Source organism: Winogradskyella eximia (assembly GCF_003386165.1).
Classification (GTDB): domain Bacteria; phylum Bacteroidota; class Bacteroidia; order Flavobacteriales; family Flavobacteriaceae; genus Winogradskyella; species Winogradskyella eximia.
The window spans coordinates 686411-705549 of sequence record NZ_QRDV01000001.1 but is presented as its reverse complement, the minus strand read 5'-3'; the positions used below and the strand labels follow the sequence as shown (position 1 = coordinate 705549).

Annotated in this window: 17 protein-coding genes and 1 pseudogene; 7 read left to right on the top strand and 11 right to left on the bottom strand. The window is 32.2% G+C overall.

What is annotated here, in order from left to right; translation table 11 throughout:
* Nucleotides 1-17: 17 nt before the first annotated feature.
* On the top strand, nt 18-770 hold the full coding sequence (locus DFQ10_RS03030) for a TIGR04283 family arsenosugar biosynthesis glycosyltransferase (protein WP_115815940.1): 753 nt from the start codon (nt 18-20) through the stop codon (nt 768-770).
* On the opposite strand, the gene DFQ10_RS03025 is transcribed toward DFQ10_RS03030, so the two are convergent.
* Nucleotides 771-1502, bottom strand: a complete 732-nt coding sequence (locus DFQ10_RS03025) for a metallophosphoesterase family protein (RefSeq protein WP_115815939.1) — start codon at nt 1500-1502, stop codon at nt 771-773.
* 173 nt (nt 1503-1675) lie between these two features.
* On the opposite strand from DFQ10_RS03025, the gene DFQ10_RS03020 reads away from it, so the two are divergent.
* Nucleotides 1676-3199, top strand: coding sequence for a carboxypeptidase-like regulatory domain-containing protein (locus DFQ10_RS03020; protein ID WP_115815938.1), 1524 nt, complete (start codon nt 1676-1678; stop codon nt 3197-3199).
* 6 nt (nt 3200-3205) lie between these two features.
* Here the strand turns inward: DFQ10_RS03020 and DFQ10_RS03015 are convergent, their stop codons facing one another.
* Nucleotides 3206-4483, bottom strand: coding sequence for a POTRA domain-containing protein (locus DFQ10_RS03015; RefSeq protein WP_115815937.1), 1278 nt, complete (start codon nt 4481-4483; stop codon nt 3206-3208).
* 81 nt (nt 4484-4564) lie between these two features.
* Nucleotides 4565-5572: a glycoside hydrolase family 113 gene (locus DFQ10_RS03010; protein WP_115815936.1), complete on the bottom strand. Its 1008-nt coding sequence runs from the start codon at nt 5570-5572 to the stop codon at nt 4565-4567.
* Between the two features lie 97 nt (nt 5573-5669).
* Here DFQ10_RS03010 and DFQ10_RS03005 point away from each other — a divergent pair, with 97 nt between their 5' ends.
* From DFQ10_RS03005 to DFQ10_RS02985, 5 genes are all read left to right on the top strand, one after another.
* Complete coding sequence (locus DFQ10_RS03005; protein WP_115815935.1) at nt 5670-6974, top strand: NAD(P)/FAD-dependent oxidoreductase; 1305 nt, start codon at nt 5670-5672, stop codon at nt 6972-6974.
* 2 nt (nt 6975-6976) lie between these two features.
* Nucleotides 6977-8566, top strand: coding sequence for a 4Fe-4S binding protein (locus tag DFQ10_RS03000; protein WP_115815934.1), 1590 nt, complete (start codon nt 6977-6979; stop codon nt 8564-8566).
* A 32-nt stretch (nt 8567-8598) separates the two neighbouring features.
* Entirely contained in the window at nt 8599-9291 is a 693-nt protein-coding gene (locus tag DFQ10_RS02995; protein ID WP_115815933.1) for a glycosyltransferase family 2 protein, read from the top strand.
* A complete protein-coding gene (locus DFQ10_RS02990) occupies nt 9288-10778 on the top strand; it encodes a cellulose synthase family protein (RefSeq protein WP_115815932.1) in 1491 nt (496 codons plus the stop codon). The genes DFQ10_RS02995 and DFQ10_RS02990 overlap by 4 nt, the downstream gene beginning before the upstream one ends.
* A 233-nt stretch (nt 10779-11011) precedes the next feature.
* Entirely contained in the window at nt 11012-12193 is a 1182-nt protein-coding gene (locus DFQ10_RS02985) for a mannosyltransferase (RefSeq protein WP_317124888.1), read from the top strand.
* 47 nt (nt 12194-12240) lie between these two features.
* Here DFQ10_RS02985 and DFQ10_RS02980 read toward each other — a convergent pair whose 3' ends face one another.
* The 8 genes and pseudogenes from DFQ10_RS02980 to speB form a co-directional block, all read right to left on the bottom strand.
* A complete protein-coding gene (locus DFQ10_RS02980; protein ID WP_115815931.1) occupies nt 12241-13071 on the bottom strand; it encodes a GIN domain-containing protein in 831 nt (276 codons plus the stop codon).
* Between the two features lie 291 nt (nt 13072-13362).
* A complete protein-coding gene (locus DFQ10_RS02975; RefSeq protein WP_115815930.1) occupies nt 13363-13737 on the bottom strand; it encodes a hypothetical protein in 375 nt (124 codons plus the stop codon).
* Between the two features lie 139 nt (nt 13738-13876).
* Nucleotides 13877-14653, bottom strand: coding sequence for an RMD1 family protein (locus DFQ10_RS02970; RefSeq protein WP_115815929.1), 777 nt, complete (start codon nt 14651-14653; stop codon nt 13877-13879).
* A gap of 1 nt (nt 14654) precedes the next feature.
* On the bottom strand, nt 14655-15068 hold the full coding sequence (locus DFQ10_RS02965) for a VOC family protein (RefSeq protein ID WP_115815928.1): 414 nt from the start codon (nt 15066-15068) through the stop codon (nt 14655-14657).
* Between the two features lie 108 nt (nt 15069-15176).
* Nucleotides 15177-15515 (bottom strand): hypothetical protein, encoded by a 339-nt coding sequence (locus DFQ10_RS02960; RefSeq protein WP_115815927.1) that lies wholly within the window; start codon nt 15513-15515, stop codon nt 15177-15179.
* Between the two features lie 135 nt (nt 15516-15650).
* A complete protein-coding gene (locus DFQ10_RS02955; protein WP_115815926.1) occupies nt 15651-17180 on the bottom strand; it encodes a bifunctional GNAT family N-acetyltransferase/carbon-nitrogen hydrolase family protein in 1530 nt (509 codons plus the stop codon).
* Nucleotides 17180-18158: pseudogene (locus DFQ10_RS02950) on the bottom strand (deoxyhypusine synthase family protein). The gene DFQ10_RS02955 and the pseudogene DFQ10_RS02950 overlap by 1 nt, the downstream one beginning before the upstream one ends.
* Nucleotides 18148-19089, bottom strand: a complete 942-nt coding sequence (gene speB / locus DFQ10_RS02945) for an agmatinase (protein WP_115815925.1) — start codon at nt 19087-19089, stop codon at nt 18148-18150. The pseudogene DFQ10_RS02950 and the gene speB overlap by 11 nt, the downstream one beginning before the upstream one ends.
* Between the last annotated feature and the right edge of the window lie 50 nt (nt 19090-19139).

Below are 19139 nucleotides of genomic sequence, written 5' to 3'. Positions count from 1 at the left end.
TTTATCGTAAGTACTGTATGATTAGTATTATTATTCCTGTTTTAAATGAGGCTGATACTATTAGCCGTTTGTTAACACATTTAATAGAGAATTCGTCGTCTAAGAACATTTCTGAAATTATAGTGGTTGATGGAGGTAGTACAGATGGTACTTTGGGCATACTTAGACCTGTCAGGCTTCAAAAACCTGACAGGTCTGAAGTGAATTCAAACCAATCAAAAGGTCTCGACTGTGCTCGACCAGACATAAAGTTACTATCTTCAGACAAAGGCAGAGCAAAACAAATGAATTTGGGTGCAAAGCATGCAACTGGAAGTATTTTATATTTTCTTCATGCCGATTCTTTTCCACCTAAAGATTTTGATCAATTTATTGTAAATGAAGTTCAAAAAGGTAATCAAGCAGGTTGTTTTAGAATGCAGTTTGATAGTAACCATTGGTGGTTACGTTTAGCCAGTTGGCTTACCCAATTTTCTTGGCGTGCTAGTAGAGGTGGCGACCAAAGTCAGTTTATTACAAAAACACTGTTCAACGATATTGGTGGTTATAACGAGAACTATATTATCTACGAAGACAATATTCTGATTAATGAATTGTATGCTCGGAATGAATTTACGGTTATCAATAAAAAATTGACAACCTCAGCACGACTCTATCGTAAGCACGGAGTTTGGAAACTACAATATCACTTCTGGACGATTTATGTAAAGAAATGGTTTGGTGCCTCGGCTGATGAGTTGTTGGCTTATTATAAAAAGTATGTTTGCTAACTACTTCTTGTTCCGTCCTATTTCATTTGGATACAAATCCATTAGTTTATCACTTTGAAAAATGGCTTTTGTATCAATATCTATAGCAGATAATTTCCCTGTAAAGGTGGCTCCTGTATCAACATTCCAGACATTAGCACAATGCATTGGTTGGTCTTCACCAAAATTAATGGTTGGTGTATGACCAATATAAATTTCAGAATAATGCTTTAAACGATTTGGATAAATTTTTGAATCTTTCTTAATACGTTTATCCATGGTTAATGCCATTTCCCAAAGCGTTCTATCAAAATAGAAATTTCTTATATCAATTTCCTTTTCAACACCATGCAATGACGTAAAGCCTGCATGTACAAACAATCGATTTTCAGTATCTATATGATATAAAGGCATACCTTCAAAAAAATCGAGATGGTTTGATTTTTCTTCTTTTGAAAAGCCGCTATAACTCTCAATAGTTTCTTTACCTCCATGCATATACCAAACATCGTTTATTATACCTGAAGCCAACCATTGTTCGCACCATACATCATGATTTCCTTTTATAAAAATACATTTATTGGTTTTAGATAACTCTATTAAATATTGAATAACCTGTGCAGATTCACTCCAACCATCTACATAATCACCTAAAAAAATTAAAGCATCAGATGCATTAACTTTGGCTCTTTCTACCACCTGAATTAAGCCTTTTAATCCTCCGTGAATATCTCCAATTACTAATGTTCGCATTTTAATTCAATTTTTTCAAAGCTAAAGTTTAATTATTAATAAGCCTCGACTTCATCTAAATTCATAAAAAATCTTAAAGTTGTTAAACTTTATATAAATCTAACTTAATAAATCATTAAATTGAGATTTAGACATATCTTAAACTTTTACTTTGCTTTAAAACCTTCTCTATAATGCAAATCAACAAAATCATTTTCTCAATAGTATTACTGGTTTGTTATCAGTCTTATGGGCAGCAAACTTTCACTTCAATATTACTAGACTCTAAAACAGAAAAGCCTGTTGTATTTGCTACTATTCAATTCAACTCAAAAACTGGTGTAATTAGTAATGACAATGGCGAATTTAACATTACTATAAAACGCGATGTAAAAGCAACAGATTCATTAATGATAAGCTGCTTAGGTTATGACGAAAAACGAATTCCACTTTTAAACTTTAATAATTCCACTATCTATCTAACACCACAAACTGTAGATCTGTCTGAAGTATTAATTACTAATAAAAACTACACCATTGATGAGATTCTCGATAAAGTAAAAGAAGGACTTTTGGTGAATTATGATTTTGGATACACTAAAAGAAAACTCTTTTATAGAACATCTAATTATATAAAAATGGATAAGCGATATGTTGATTTAGAAAAGTCAACAATTCCAGAAATTAATCAGCATTTTATAGATAGTTTAATTCAAAGCATTCCTAAAAACATTGACAATCACACTGAAATACTAGGTGAACTTTATGGTGAAATTGAAGCTGAAAAATTTCAAAAAATGGAAATTCTTAAAGCTTGTAAATTATTTGACAAATCAACAGAGGTTAACTTAAAAAATTATGAAGAGCGACTTAACAGCATCTTAAAAAAACATGTGAAACGCGATTCTTATTTTAAGATAAAATCGGGTTGGTTTAGTGTAAAAGAAGGTACAGATTCCTCTTTGTTTGATGACTCAACGGAAAATGATGTTACAGACACATTACTGGCCGAACAAAGAAAAAAAGACTCCATCCGTAAAATTGGATTTTTACATTGGAGAAAAATGATGATTCATCAATTTGAAAACAATAATTTTATTGATTCAGACAATGATCTCAACTTTATACATAAATCTAGACGCTATGAATTTGAGCTCTCAGATTACGCCTATATAAACGATATGTTTGTGTATGTAATTACTTTTAAACCTAAAAGAGGTGAAGATTACTCTGGTACTATGTATATAAATACGGAAGATTTTGCTGTAATAAGAGTTGATTATAAAAATGTAAAACCACTAAGCAAATTCTCATTACTTGGTATTTCAAACAATAAATACTTAAAAGAAGGTACTATTATTTTTCAGATGAGTGATAACAAAAAATACACCTTAAAATATAGAGATGAAACTTTAGGTGAAAAAATAGGCATTAAGAGACCTCTTAAAATTGTTGAAAAGAACAAGAATGTAAAAGGCAGGCGAAAACAAAATGAAGTTAAAGGCGAAATTCACTTTATAGCAAGGAGCATTGAAAAAACAGAACTTATCGTTTTTGAAACAGAAACTATTTCTGCATCTGTTTATAATAATTTTAAAGAAAAAACCCTTGTTGAGCCAATACACCTCAATCAATACGACCCTGAATTTTGGAAAGGTTATAATATCATTGAACCTAACAAAGCCATTAAAGAATTCAAAGTCATATCCTTAGAGTAAATCTCACTAAAAATATTGACCAATTCCAAAGACGATCCCATTATTTGCTTTTTTGCCTAAACTGATACCGTAATCTATTCGAAAAACGGCATTAAATATTCGTTTGTGAATAAAACGCAAGCCTAAACCAGAAAATAAAGTCGCTTTTTCACCCTCTATTAAATCACCAAGATTACCACCTGGCTCTTGCCATGTCCCAGCATCTACAAATGCATTAGCTTGCATTGCAAACCATCCTTTTTCTAAAACAGTGTGTCTGTATTCTGTATTAAAAACTACAGACGCAGTACCTCTATCAATGGTATTACCAACACCTCTTATATTAAGCTGATTATCTAATGCAAATGGTGCAAATGGTGTAGTAGCGTTAGTCGCATAACCTAAACGGAGTCTATTAGCCCAATTTCCTTTGTTGCCAATACGTTTAAAATATTCAAAATCATTTCTACCAATAAAAAAGTTACGCAATAACTCATTATCTCCACTAGAATTCAATGTAAAACTATAGGCAAAAATACTTCTAAAACCATCTACATATTGGTATTCATTTGTAATGTTATTATACTCATATTCACCAATAAAAGACACTCTATCAACCCCTAAATTTTCAGGAATCTCTTCAGGTAGCTCACCACTTAAATAGTTATAATCTTCGTTAGCGATATTTATTCCAAACTCTAATCTGTTCTTAAAATTATGCTCGTACATCAATCGCAACTCAAAAGCTCTACTTGTGTATTTATATTTTACATCGCGTTCATCTTCAAAAAATATAGGCTCTTGTAACACATTATTCTGATAGTTTATTCCAACACCTAACTTTCGCGTAAAGAGATTTGGAGCTTCCCAATAAAACCCGTAGGAGTCGAAGACATTTCTAGCATAAAACCCACCTAATATTTGATTTTGTCCAAGAAAATTAAAATCGAATAGAGATGTCCTAAAAGCAAAATCATCATTATTATCTTGGGACACATTCAGTCCCGGAATAATGGCAAAATTTTCAACAACCGTATATATAAGAGTATAGTTTTCGTCATCAACTTTTTCTAATTTAGAACTTGCACTAGCAACCGACGGTAATAATTTAAAACGCCTAACATCCGACGCTATTCTTGCAGAATCTAGAATACTGCCTTCTTTAACAAAAGCTAATCGTTTTAAAAAACTAGTTCTTGTACGCTTATTGCCTTTAATTATAATTTCTGAAACAATTATTTCTTGTGAATAACCCCAAAAACCTAAACAAAATATAAGAATGAATACTACTGATTTTTGGTTCACACGCTTTAATTTAGGAAAATTAGACGTTAAACATTATGAATCATTACAGAAATTAAAATCTAAACCTATAAATTAGAATGGCTAATATTTTCCATAATGCACTTTAAGAATTTCTTCAACTGGCTTATTTTGCGGAGTAAATTGATTGTCTTCTAAACCACCAACTTCATTGTGATCTATAAACCATTTCCATAAGTAACCTCCAGCAAACCAATCTTCTTGCCATACGGCTTCAAACAAAGCTTGCGTAGCATTATTCTGTGCCGTGAGATTTACAGAGGTCATAGAACGATCGTAACGCCAAGGCTCTTTACCTGAATAATCGACACTTCTATAACCAAATTCTGTAAACAGAATTGGTCGATCTAATTTTTCAGAAAAATTCTTTAATCCCTTTTTATGTTTTTCCCAACCTTTTATACAATCTTCTACAGTTGGTGTTTGCATGTTACTCACCGGAAAATAAGCATCAATCCCAACATAATCTAATTCCGACCAAAAAGGTGTGGTCCAAAATTCATCCCAGTTAGCAGCATAGGTTAGCTTCCCTTTATAAACCGTTCTGATTTCTTTAATTAATTGATGCCAATACTCTGGTCTACCTTTTATAAATTCTTCAAGCTCGGTTCCAATACAAAATACTTCCACATTTAATTCTTCAGCCAGTTCAGCATATTCTATTATAAAATCTGTATATGACGTTTCTAACAATTTCCAATCGGCTTCCGAAGACGCTTTTAAAAGTCCAGTAAATTCTCCATGCGAAATCCATAGTTGTGGTTTCACCATCACATTAATACCTTCCTTATGAAGCTCCTCAATATATTGGCCAGCTCCAGATCGTGTTTCACCAAACCATTGACGCTCTGTATTATGAATTATTTCAGGATGACTCATATCCTTAATAAAACCAAATGGCATAACAGCAGCTGCATTAGCATTAACGTTCACTATTGGTTTTACATGTGAAGCATCCACTAAGCCTCTAGAGGCTACAAAACTGACACCATTTATTTTAATTGGTTGGTACTTTGCAGCAGCACAACTTATAACAATGACGCCTAAAAGGAAGTAAAAAAGATATCGCATACTATAAAATTATGCCTAAATTTAAAGAAATTCGACTAATAGATTAAGGTTTTAACAAAAGCTTCGACCTATAGTCCATATCAACAACCACAATTACATGGAACACATCGTTATTATTGGCAACGGCATTTCTGGAGTTACACTTGCCAGACACATCAGAAAACTATCCGACAAAAAAATAACTATCGTCTCAGCCGAAGCCGATTATTTCTTCTCTCGTACTGCATTAATGTACGTTTACATGGGACATATGAAGTTTGAGCACACCCAACCTTACGAAAATTGGTTCTGGAAAAAAAACAGAATTGAACTCAAAAAAGGTTACGTAAAACAGGTTGAAACAGCAACTAAAACACTTCATTTTGCAGAAGGAGATACACTTCACTACGATAAATTAATTATTGCAACAGGAAGTAAACCCAATAAATTTGGTTGGCCAGGACAAGATTTAAACGGTGTAATGGGCATGTACCACAAACAAGATTTAGAAAATCTAGAAGTACATGCACCCAATAATGAGGTATGCAAACGTGCTGTTATTGTTGGTGGTGGTTTAATAGGTATTGAATTGGCTGAAATGTTGAATAGCCGAAGTATTCCTGTAACATTTCTTGTTAGGGAAGACAGCTTTTGGAATGGTGTATTGCCTAAAGGAGAAAGTGAAATGATTAATAGGCATATAAAAAATCATCATATCGATTTACGACTTTCTACAAATCTGAAAGCTATTAACTCAGACGACAACGGCAATGTAAAATCGGTTATTATTGAAGAAACCAGCGAAGAACTAGAATGTAATGTGGTTGGCTTAACTGCAGGAGTTACACCAAATATTGATTTTTTAAAAGACTCTGATATTGAAATAGGACGTGGTGTTAAAGTGAATCGTTTTTTAGAAACCAACATTCCAGATGTCTATGCTATTGGTGATTGTGCCGAACAGCATGAAGCCATTGGAAACCGAAGACCAATTGAGGCCGTTTGGTACACTGGTCGTATGATGGGTGAAACCTTAGCACAAACCATTTGCGGAAATAAAATGGAATACAAACCAGGCCATTGGTTTAATTCTGCTAAATTTTTAGATATCGAATATCAAACCTATGGTTGGGTGTTTGGAGAACGCGGACGACCAGAATACGAACAACATTTTCATTGGAAACATGAAGACGACACCAAATGTATAACTGTTGCTTACGATAAAAATACCCATAATTTTTTAGGTATTAACACCTTTGGAATTAGAATGCGCCATGACGTTTTTGATCAATGGCTTACTGAAAAACGCGATGTAGATTACGTGATGAATCACCTCTCTGAAGCCAACTTTGATCCTGAATTTTATTCAAGATTTGAAAACGAAATTTTAAAAGCCTACACTAACCAGTTACAACCAGTATAAAAATGAGCAATAAATTAAACCATAGTATGTCTTTAGCAAAACCAGATGCTTTAGATATTAATAATAAACAAAAAGTAGCTCTTGCCATAGGTGTTATTGGCTTATTTATTTTAGCCTTAGCGCTTTTTAATACTAATTTCCCCAATAAAGGTTTATTTCTTACACTGTCGTTAGGATCTATAATTGGTGGTATTATCATGTATTCTAGAGAAGCGTACCTTACAAAACTAGAAGGCATAAAGAATGATGGTGTTTGGTTTAAATCTATTTCCTCTCGTGGAGTTTGGGGTTGGATTGTTGGTGTGATTTTAACCACCTTCTATATTGTACTTTATTTCTTTCCTAAATATCTAGGTTTAGGTACTGACGGAGCAGAAAATACGGGTTTAATTAGTTTATTTGATCCTTTAAGTCAACTCTTAAGTGGCAGAAATGCGAGCCAATGGTTTGTTTACGGCACCTTGTATACCGTTGCTATTTTAGCCTTTGGATATAAATTTATTTTAAAATATAGACATAATCGTTACCAACAATTACGTACCGTTTCAGTGATGTTTTTTCAATTGGGTTTTGCCTTTTTGATTCCTGAATTTATGTACGTCATGAACAACGATTTACCATACTACGACCTTAAAAGTATATGGCCTCTTAATTATTACATTTTTGATGAATGGTCTGTAAAAGGATTTTTATCTAATGGAAACATTGGCTTGGCGTTACTCATATTTGGTATCCTTTCCATCTTTGTTATAACTCCAATCTTAACCTATAAATATGGAAAACGTTGGTATTGCTCTTGGGTTTGTGGATGTGGCGGATTAGCAGAAACTGCTGGTGATTCTTTTAGACAATTATCGTCTAAAAAAATGTCGGCTTGGAAATTAGAACGTTGGTTAATCCATACGGTATTAGTATTTTCTATTGTAATGACTGTTGCCATGGTGTATACCTACTTAGGCTATGATAAAAATGACTTTTGGCTTACAAGAGATGTGTTCATCAGTTTAGTTATTGGATTTTTAACCTTGGTCTTTGCTGCGGTTATGTTTTTTAAAAGACAAGAATTAGGAAAGGATGCTAAATATGGAGCTATTGGTTACTTTATTGTGATTACGCTTTTACTCGTTATGCATTTTACTGGCAATACAGACCATTTATTCTACATTAAAGCTGGAGCCTTAAGATCTGCTTATGGCATTTATATTGGATCCATTTTTTCTGGAGTTATTGGCACTGGGTTTTATCCCATCTTAGGAAACCGTTCTTGGTGTCGTTTTGGTTGCCCTATGGCAGCGATTCTTGGATTCCAACAGCGTTTGTTTTCAAAATTTAGAATTACTACCAATGGTGGTCAATGTATTTCTTGTGGTAACTGTTCTAACAGTTGTGAAATGGGTATTGATGTAAGACACTATGCTCAAAAGGGAGAAAACATAGTACGTTCTAGTTGTGTTGGCTGTGGTATTTGTTCTGCTGTTTGTCCAAGAGGTGTTTTAAAATTAGAAAATGACTCTATGAAAGGACGTATCAATCCAACAGAAGTGCTTTTAGGAAACGATGTTGACTTAATGGATTTAGTAAATCAAAAATAAGAAGATTACTTTTGCACCTTCAAACGCACTCAATGCCCAATATAAAAGTTATTATTCCTGCTTATAATGAAGAAGAATCAATTCCTCTTGTTATAAAAGACGTACCATCTATAGTCAATGAAATTATTGTAGTTAGCAATAATTCAACCGATAATACTGAAATCAACGCTAAAAATGCAGGAGCAACAGTTTTAACTGAAAACAGAAAAGGTTATGGATATGCCTGTTTAAAAGGCATGGATTATATTTCAAAACAAGTAAAAACACCAGACATTATTGTTTTTTTGGATGGAGATTATAGTGATTACCCTGAAGAGTTAACTAAAATCATACAGCCTATATTAGAAGAAAACATTGATTTTGTTGTTGGTGCACGTGTTAAAGAATTAAGAGAAGAAGGTTCTATGACTACGCCTCAAATATTTGGTAACTGGCTAGCAACAAACCTAATGAAGCTATTTTTTAAATCTACATTTACAGACTTAGGTCCATTTAGAGCTATTAAATACTCTAGTCTTTTAGGTTTAAATATGGAAGACAAAACTTATGGTTGGACGGTAGAGATGCAACTCAAAGCATTAAAACAAAAATTAAGATATAGGGAAATTCCTGTTAATTATAGAAACAGAATTGGTGTCTCAAAAGTTTCAGGTACGATAAAAGGTGCTATCTTTGCAGGCATAAAAATCTTAGGTTGGATTTTTAAATACAGTTTTAAAAAATGATTCTCGAATCAATCGTTATTGTTATATATACCATCGCCATTGTACTTATATTTATGTACGCTTTGGCGCAATTAAATCTACTCTACAATTATTTATCTTCAAAAAAGAAAAGACAAGATTGTGAGACCTTTGATTTTTCAAATCCTGAAGAAATCCCTTTAGTTACTATACAGCTCCCTGTTTTTAACGAAATGTATGTAATGGAGCGTTTATTGGACAATATTGCTTTATTGGAATACCCAAAAGACAAGTTAGAAATTCAAGTTTTAGATGATTCTACAGATGAAACTGTTGCGTCAACCAAGTTGCATGTAGATCGATTAGCAAAAACGGGTTTAGACATTACTCATATTACTAGAACAGACCGAAGTGGTTTTAAAGCTGGTGCACTAAAAGAAGGTTTAGAAATTGCAAAAGGTGAATTTATCGCCATTTTTGATGCTGACTTTTTACCGCAACCTAATTGGCTTAAACGTACTATTCCATATTTTAAAAATGAAAAAATAGGAGTTGTTCAGACACGTTGGGGACACATAAATAGAGATTATTCTTTATTAACAAAAATTCAAGCGTTTGCTTTAGATGCCCATTTTACTTTAGAGCAAGTTGGAAGAAATAGTAAAGGCCACTTTATCAACTTTAATGGCACAGCAGGTGTTTGGAGAAAAACCTGTATTATCGATGCTGGTAATTGGGAAGGAGATACACTTACTGAAGATTTAGATTTAAGTTATAGAGCACAGTTGAAAAACTGGGAATTTAAATATCTTGAAGACGTTGAAACTCCTGCAGAATTACCTGTGGTGATTAGTGCAGCACGATCTCAACAATTTCGCTGGAATAAAGGTGGAGCTGAGAACTTTAGAAAAATGCTTTGGCGCGTTTTAAAATCTGAAAACATTTCTAACAAAACTAAATTACATGGTATACTCCATTTACTAAATAGCACAATGTTTTTAAGCATTTTTACAGTGGCTATTTTAAGTATTCCGATGTTATATATAAAGAACGAATATGCTCATTTAAGAAATTACTTTTACGTAATGAGCTTTTTTGTAACAAGTACCATCATCTTTTTTGTTTGCTATTGGTTTATGTACAAAAGTATCTATGGCAGTGGCTTTAAAAAATTCTTTAATTATGTTGGTATGTTTTTCACCTTCTTCTCAATAGCCATGGGTTTTTCGCTCCATAATTCTATCGCTGTAATAGAAGGGCATATTGGTAAACGAAGTGAATTTGTTCGTACTCCAAAATTTAATATAAGTACCATTAGAGACTCATGGAAAGGCAACAAGTACCTTATAAAAAAGGTCTCTCCACACGTGATTATTGAAGGTGTTTTAATGCTCTATTTCGCTTTTGGGATGTACAGTGCTTTTGTTGTTGGTGACCAAGGTGGTGACTTTGGATTGTTTCCATTTCACTTAATGTTATTTATTGGCTTTGGTTATGTGTTTTTTAAATCACTTAGTTCTAAAGTGTGATTGCGATTTGGAAATATCACAAAATTCCAGTTCTATTTTTTATTGCGAGTTGTATCCTTTATTTATGGTTTGCCTATAGTATAACACGACTACAAACTGCGCAACTGCTAATTCTCTATGTTGCATTATTTGTATTTGCCTATAAAATTATTAAGTCTTCGGGATTCAACTTTAGATTACTAGTCGTTTTTTCAATTATTTTTAGACTCTTATTTCTTTTTGCTATTCCTAATTTGTCGCAAGATTTTTATCGCTTCATTTGGGATGGTCAAATGATTTTATCTGGCTTAAATCCTTACTTATCTACTCCAGATTTTCAAATGGAACAAGGGATACTTACCAACTTCCCAAATCAAGTTGAATTACATAATGGTATGGGTAGTTTAAGCGCATCGCATTTCACCAATTACCCTCCAATAAACCAATTATGTTTTGTTTTGGCCAATCTATTTCCTGGCACAAGTATTTTGAGCTCTGTAATAGGTTTAAGACTAATTATTATAGCTGCAGACATTGGAACGCTTTACTTTGGAAAAAAGCTATTAGAACGTTTAAAATTACCGTCAAATAAAATCTTTTGGTACATTTTAAACCCGTTTATAATTATTGAGCTCACTGGCAATCTTCATTTTGAAGGTGTAATGATTTTCTTTCTGGTTTGGTCTTTATATGTATTGCATATTGGAAAATGGAAATGGGCAGCAGTAATTATGGCTTTTTCTATTTCTGTAAAACTAATTCCGTTGATGTTATTACCATTGTTTTTTGGCTATTTTAAGAAAGATGTCAAATTTAAGGAGCCTGATGCAATTAATGGTGAGCTTTCTAAATCAAAAGTAACTGTCAATAATCTATTAAAACTAATAGTATTTTACGCTATTACTGGCCTTACTTCCATTCTACTTTTTATTCCATTCTTTTCTATGGAATTTATAACTAATTACACAAAAACCGTAGGCCTATGGTTTGGCAATTTTGAATTTAATGCTAGTATTTATTACCTTACTAGATCCATAGGTTATGCTATAACCGGTTATAATGAAATTGCTATTATTGGTAAAATTCTCCCTATAATCTCTATACTTATTATTCTAGGGTTTACGTTTTTCAAACAAAACGACAGCATTGCCAAATTAATATCTTCGATGTTATTAGTACTAACGTTGTATCTCTTTTTAAGTACAACTGTTCACCCATGGTATATTGCAACTTTAGTATTTTTTAGTGTTTTTACTAATTACAAATATCCGTTGGTATGGTCTATAGTGATTGTTCTGAGTTATTTGGCGTATTCTAATACTGAAAATTCTGAAAATCTATGGATTATTGCTTTAGAATACACCATTGTCTTTTCAGTTTTTATTTGGGAAGTATTCTCAAAAAAAAGCCAACTCAGTAAGTTGGCTTCCAATTAATTTTATAGTAAGAATGTTTATGGTCTATAAGTAAATCGAAAACAAACTTATTTCTTAATAATTTGAGATTTATCATTTAAGCCATCAACCGTTATATGTGGTGTTCCGTAAACATAAATATTACTTTTACCCTTTGCATAAATCCCTAATTCCTTACTCACATACAAATAAATATCTGATGAATTTGAAGCCTGTAAACTAGCATTGGTTGTTTTTAAATTCTTCGCTTTTATATCTGTAGAACCTGTAGTAATTAAATTCATGTTAATTACATCACCTTCAACATTAATATCTGAGCGTTCGTTTAATGTTAAATTTAAATCTTCAATAGAAAGACTTCCCCTTAAAAATGCATTATCATTTAAAGTAATCTTAGCTTCATTACTTTTAAGTTGAATTTTACCTTTTGAGCTTCCGTTTATAATGATGTTTGTGACTTGTGTTTCTACGTCTAATTCAAAATTAGAATTATCAGAAACCGTCATGGCTAATGAATCGAGAATAAACTTATTTTGACCTTCAATTTTAGCACCATTTCTTAACGTCATTTTATTTAAATTCTGAAAAGTTACGGCAAGCTCTAATTTTTTACTAGATGTAATTCTATGCGTTTGATATATCTTAAGTACGCTATCCATAACTTTAAACTTAACGACATCTACTAAGTTAGAATCAATTTTTAAACTATAGCCATTAGCATTGGTTTGCATTAAAGAAACCTCTAAACCATCATTGATCTCAATTTCGTTGAAAGCATCCAAATTTTCAAACACATCCACAACAACTTTACTCCCTTTAATTTTCGCCTTTTTCTGTGCTGCAACAGGAAGTATTGTTAAACATAATATAGCAACTACAAGTAATTTTATTGTTTTCATAATCTCTTAGTGTTAGGGTAAAAATCGAGCAAAAGTAACAGTTCTTAATATTTTAGACTAACTACTTTTCCTTTTTCGGTTATACTTATATTTATATAACACCAATTGTAAAGAAAAGTCACTCTTTTATAGATGTTATTTTCTAAAATAATACTATTAATGCATATTGATGATATCGTTTAGTTGAAATAAAACATAAAAACAGGCTGCTAGAAACATAGCAGCCTGTTCTTAACAATATAAATCGTATTGTATTTCTGATCTCAAAACCTATTTGAGACACTATTATTTTTACATTTTTTTTACTTCGAGTATTTTAAAACTCTCAAAAGTTTCTATGTAACCATTGTCGTCTTCTACTTCGTATTCAGTAATCTCGTAAGTGATTTCAAAACGCTTACCAATCATATCTTCAGATTTTAGATTTCCGGCTTTTAAAGCTGCATCTGTAATTTCTGTAAAGTAGATTGTTTCTTCACTATCTTCATCGTTTTCATCTTCTCTAATTACAAAAGCGTAACCATCGTCTGCATCGTAACCATCAAAAACAGCCATTGTAGTGACTTTTTTCTTGTTTTGAGTATTGCTATTTAAAAGTGAAAATGCATTTGCACTCATCACAACAACTGAACATATAAATGCTAGTATAAATTGTTTATTTTTCATGTTGAATAAAAATTAGTATTAATAGTAAAATCTTAATTTAAGTTTTGGGAATTTGCCACCTCAAGCCCAAATGCTTTTAGTCTATAACCTTCCTGGCTATAACTTCCGTGGTACATTGTCTAAGTTCTTTTTTCTAATTTTAGAACAGTTTTAGGATAAACATATCTACGACTTCAACTAAGATTAATATAATTATAATCCATTCTAACCGACTACTTTCTCTATGATCCAAAATATCTTTAAAGAGTTCTAAATTCTCTTTTATTATCTCAATTCTATTGTGGATTAAGTGGTATCGATCTTTTAAATCGAAGGTTTTTTTAAGCTCAACATTCAATTTATTTAACTGTTCATCTTCCCAGGTACTATCTGGAGAGTCAAAAATGTATAAGTTTTCAGAAATTTTGTTTTTAATATTCAATATTTTCCCAATAAATCGCTTTAATTTATTTCCTGAAATATTTAGTCTTCCATTAATTTCTAGATACTTAGTATGCTCGTTGGTCTCACTTATTAACGCTTGGGTAATTTCAGAATATCTATCTAGAGCTACTGATTGCGTTGTGTTTAGCATAACCAATCTAATCATTTCACTATTTAATTCTGGCAGTACTGTACTTTCAAAATTAACTTCGAGCGTATTGGGTTGAATGACAACACTAAGCTCTTCAGTAATTTTTTCAGACAAGTAATTATCACAAAATGGTTGAATTAAAGCTAACGCATCGTCAATTTCAACATTAGACATATTGAAAAAGCTAATAATTCCATAATGAAATAAGTAAATGTATTTATTATCTGAACTCGAATAAAAAAGTTCATCACTATCTTGAAACAACAATTGCCACTGTAATTGTTGTTTGCTAGCTTTAATGTTGATAGTGTTTGCTATTTGATAAGCAACAACGGGAAACATTTTAAGATTTAAACATGTCCTTAGGGGTTTTAAAACTCTTAAATTCTAACATATAATCATTAGGATCATTGATAAAAAACGACAAATGCTCGCCTGTTTTATCTTTTAAAAAAGTGGTTTGAGTTACCACTTCTAAGTTTTCACTATTAAGTCTTGCATAGAGTTCCTCCCATTTTGCAACACTTACTATCACTCCAAAATGAAACGATGGTAACATTTTACCTTCGAAAACATAATTTGGGCTATTAAAATTAAATTTTTCGGCTTGAATAAACGTTAGTTGATGACCAAATAAATTTATATCTAACCAATATTCGCTAGTTCTTCCTAGAGAAGCTCCGATGTTGTTAATGTAAAAGTCTTTAGTTTCTTTTACACTTAAACATGGCAAAGACATGTGAAATGATGTATCCATAATTCAACCATTTAAAATTAATATTATTTTAATTCAGAATTCAATTCGTCTATATCGTTGTACAACAGACGAATTTAATTCTTACAGTAAATTACAAAACGTGAATAATTATTCCGTATCTAATTCAAAATCATCGTCGTCAGCTCCTGGTTCTAAGTCTGGATCAACTACAGCATCTGGATCATCATCTTCAAAATCTTCATAGTCCTCTTCGTCATAATTTTCCATCGTTTGCTCTAGCTTGGTACTTACTTTAACCAAATACTTGGTATCTTCAGTAGTCACTTCAACTGCTTCGACTGTTTCATTTTTTGCATTTTTAAACGAGATAACATTATCATCGTCATATCCATCAGGATATTTCTCTACCAGAAGTGCTAAAATTTCTGGTGTCAATTTTTTAAAATCAACTATAACTCGTTTTAAATGTGCGTCTTTTGGTTTCATCAGGTAAATTCTATTTTTTCTATATGTCAGATGTTATATCCATTTTAAAAATGATTCTCCATGATAAACTTTTAGCAATGGATATTTCATTTTTCAATAATATTTCTGAAGCTAATTTTTTTTTAAATATAATACTTATTTGTTTACTCGTATAACATCATAAAAATCTTTTCTTCGATCTTTTAAATTTTTCACAGCTCCAAAAGAATGTAATTCTCTTAAAAGACTCAAATCTACATCAGCAACTAAAATCATTTCGGTATTGGTTGTTGCTTCTGCTTTTATGCCATTATTAGGAAATGAAAAATCGCAAGGTGTAAAAACAGCTGATTGCGCATACTGAATATCCATATTATTTACATTAGGTAAATTACCTACACTACCAGCAATTGCAACATAACATTCGTTTTCTACAGCTCTTGCCTGAGCGCATAAACGCACACGAGAATAGCCATTTTGCGTATCTGTTAAAAATGGAATAAACAAGATATCCATGCCTTCATCAGACAATAATCTTGATAATTCAGGAAATTCAGAATCATAACATATAAGAATCCCTATTTTACCAGCATCAGTCTGAAATGTTTGCAGTTTATTACCACGTTGCATTCCCCAAACTTTTGCTTCGTCTGGTGTAACATGAAGTTTTTCATAACGCTCTAAACTCCCATCTCTTCGACATAAATAGCCTACATTATATAATTTATTATCAATAAGTTCTGGCATACTACCCGTAATAATATTGATATTATAAGAAATAGACAGCTGTTGCATTTTTTCTACAATTGCACTCGTATACTTTGCTAATTCTCTAATAGCTTCTGGCTCGTGTAATTGATTGTACTTAGCCATTAAAGGTGCATTAAAAAACTCTGGAAATAATGCAAAATCCGAACGATACGCAGAAACACTATCTACAAAGAATTCTACTTGCTGCATTAAATCCTCCAAAGTATTATACGGACGCATTTGCCACTGAATAAGACCTAACCTTACAATAGACTTTACACTGCTAGCTCTTTTCCTTTTCTTGGTATAATAAATATTATCCCACTCCATTAACACAGCATATTCATTTGAAGCTGTATCTCCCTCTAAATAGCCTTTTAAAACTCTAACAGGATGAAAATCATTAGAAATCTGAAAATTTAAAACAGGATCATGGATCTCTTTACGTTTTACTTTTTCAATATATTCCTTAGGTGTTAGATTTTTATGCTTATGAAAATTTGGCATTCTACCTCCAAAAACAATCCCTTTTAGGTTTAAGTTTTCACAGATTTCTTTTCTATAATCATATAAACGTCGTCCTAAACGTAAACCTCTAAATTCTGGCTTAATAAAAACATCAATACCATACAAAACATCTCCATAAGGATCGTGATTTTTAAACGTCTCCCCTTCAATAATATCTGCATATGTGTGGTTGTCGTCTATTTTATCATAATCTACAATGAGTGATAATGCAGAACCTGCAATAACACCATCAATTTTAATTACAACTTGTCCTTGCGGAAATATGGATGTTAACCGTTCTATGTGGTGCTTTTTCCAATAGGAATCTAAAACGCCTCCATAAGACTCTAATGTTGCTAATTTTAATTCCTCAAAATCATCAACAGTTAAGTATTTTAATTCTATATTTTCAATCCTATGATCTTCCATTACATATCTAAGAGATAAGCAAATATTAGTGGCGCCACAATGGTCGCATCACTTTCAATAATAAATTTTGGTGTGTTAATATCTAGTTTTCCCCAAGTAATTTTTTCATTTGGTACAGCTCCAGAATACGATCCATAACTGGTAGTACTGTCACTAATTTGGCAGAAATAACTCCAGAAAGGTGTGTCTGTACGTTCCATATCTTGGTATAACATTGGCACTACACAAATAGGAAAATCACCAGCTATACCACCACCAATTTGGAAAAAGCCAATACCGTTTTCAGAATTATCTGTGTACCAATCTGCTAAAAATGTCATATACTCAATCCCAGATTTCATGGTACTTGCCTTCAATTCTCCTTTAAGTACGTAGCTTGCAAAAATATTACCCATTGTACTATCTTCCCAACCAGGACAAACAATAGGAAGGTTTTTTTCTGCTGCAGCATACATCCAAGAATCTTTCAAATCTATTTCATAATGCTCTTCTAAAACACCAGATAATAATAATTTGTACATATACTCATGCGGAAGGTAACGTTCACCTTTTAGCCTCAGCATCTTGCCATATTTTAACAATATGCTCTTGAATACGTCTAAACGCTTCCTCTTCAGGTATACATGTATCAGTTACACGATTTAATCCCTTTTCAAGCAAATTCCATTCGTCTTGAGGTGTTAAATCTCTGTAGTTTGGCACACGTTTATAATGACTATGTGCCACCAAATTCATGATGTCTTCTTCTAAATTTGCTCCTGTACAAGACACTATTTGCACTTTATCTTTACGAATCATTTCTGCAAAAATCTTTCCTAATTCCGCAGTACTCATTGCACCAGCTAAAGACACTAACATCTTTGCTCCAGAATTAAGTTGATCTTCATAACCCTTTGCTGCATCAACCAAAGCTGCTGCATTAAAGTGTAAATAATACTTTTCTATGAATTTTGAAATTTCGCCTTTATTAGTAGTCATCTTCTGTATCGAATTTAGATTTTTTATTACCTGTGTTTGCTGAATCGTTGAAATTACTTTCAAAACCATCTTCTATATTTTGATCTTGAAATTTATAACTCAACATTTTATAATATAATTTTGCTGCTAAGAAATCTGATGATTTATCGTTTTCATTAGGGCATAATTCTACGATATCAAAACCTACAACGTTTTTCTCTTCAAATACTTGCTTTAAGAATTCTAATGTTTCGTAGTACAATAATCCTCCTGGTTCTGGTGTACCTGTGCTTGGCATAATTGAAGGATCAAAAACGTCTAGATCAAATGTAATAAACACGTTATCCGTCATTTGGTCAATTGCAGAATCCATCCAACTATCATCTTCTGCCATTTCATGAGCGAAATACGTTTTGTCTTCGTCCATTACAGTCTTCTCAATGATATCCATAGAACGAATTCCAACTTGTATTAAGTTCGTCGTTTGGCTGGCTTCGTAAACCGCACAAGCATGATTACATGATGTGCCTTCATAACTTTCGCGTAAATCAGCATGTGCATCAATATGTAAAACTGTTATATCTTCAAACATTTCGTTGAAAGCTCTAATCGTTCCTATTGATACTGAATGTTCTCCACCAAAAATGGTAACAAATTTATTCTTCTTTATATACTTTTTTGTAGCTTGATGAACCGCTTCAACCATCGCTTCTGGCGATGCGTTTTCTGTAACAGCATCAGCTAGGAATACTCCTTGTTGATACACTTCAGAATCCGTTTCAATATCATAAAGCTCCATATTTGCTGAAGCATCTAAAAAGGCATCAGGACCTTTATCAGCTCCTTTTTGCCATGTACTTGTACCATCATAAGGTACAGGAATTAATACGATTTTAGCAGTTTCTAATTTTGCTAATTCTTCTGGAATACCAGCGTAAGTTTTTGTTTTCATTATTAAGTGATTCTAAAGTAATCAGAAATTTAATTATTTTTTTAAAATTT

Bases quoted from the DNA above. Each gene is read 5' to 3' on its own strand.
- DFQ10_RS02965 (WP_115815928.1), bottom strand. From the start codon at position 15,068: ATGGATACATCATTTCACATGTCTTTGCCATGTTTAAGTGTAAAAGAA.
- DFQ10_RS03030 (WP_115815940.1), top strand. From the start codon at position 18: ATGATTAGTATTATTATTCCTGTTTTAAATGAGGCTGATACTATTAGC.
- DFQ10_RS03025 (WP_115815939.1), bottom strand. From the start codon at position 1,502: ATGCGAACATTAGTAATTGGAGATATTCACGGAGGATTAAAAGGCTTA.
- DFQ10_RS03020 (WP_115815938.1), top strand. From the start codon at position 1,676: ATGCAAATCAACAAAATCATTTTCTCAATAGTATTACTGGTTTGTTAT.
- DFQ10_RS02955 (WP_115815926.1), bottom strand. From the start codon at position 17,180: ATGGAAGATCATAGGATTGAAAATATAGAATTAAAATACTTAACTGTT.
- DFQ10_RS03005 (WP_115815935.1), top strand. From the start codon at position 5,670: ATGGAACACATCGTTATTATTGGCAACGGCATTTCTGGAGTTACACTT.
- DFQ10_RS03010 (WP_115815936.1), bottom strand. From the start codon at position 5,572: ATGCGATATCTTTTTTACTTCCTTTTAGGCGTCATTGTTATAAGTTGT.
- DFQ10_RS03000 (WP_115815934.1), top strand. From the start codon at position 6,977: ATGAGCAATAAATTAAACCATAGTATGTCTTTAGCAAAACCAGATGCT.
- DFQ10_RS02960 (WP_115815927.1), bottom strand. From the start codon at position 15,515: ATGAAACCAAAAGACGCACATTTAAAACGAGTTATAGTTGATTTTAAA.
- DFQ10_RS02970 (WP_115815929.1), bottom strand. From the start codon at position 14,653: ATGTTTCCCGTTGTTGCTTATCAAATAGCAAACACTATCAACATTAAA.
- DFQ10_RS02990 (WP_115815932.1), top strand. From the start codon at position 9,288: ATGATTCTCGAATCAATCGTTATTGTTATATATACCATCGCCATTGTA.
- DFQ10_RS02980 (WP_115815931.1), bottom strand. From the start codon at position 13,071: ATGAAAACAATAAAATTACTTGTAGTTGCTATATTATGTTTAACAATA.
- DFQ10_RS02975 (WP_115815930.1), bottom strand. From the start codon at position 13,737: ATGAAAAATAAACAATTTATACTAGCATTTATATGTTCAGTTGTTGTG.
- DFQ10_RS02995 (WP_115815933.1), top strand. From the start codon at position 8,599: ATGCCCAATATAAAAGTTATTATTCCTGCTTATAATGAAGAAGAATCA.
- speB (WP_115815925.1), bottom strand. From the start codon at position 19,089: ATGAAAACAAAAACTTACGCTGGTATTCCAGAAGAATTAGCAAAATTA.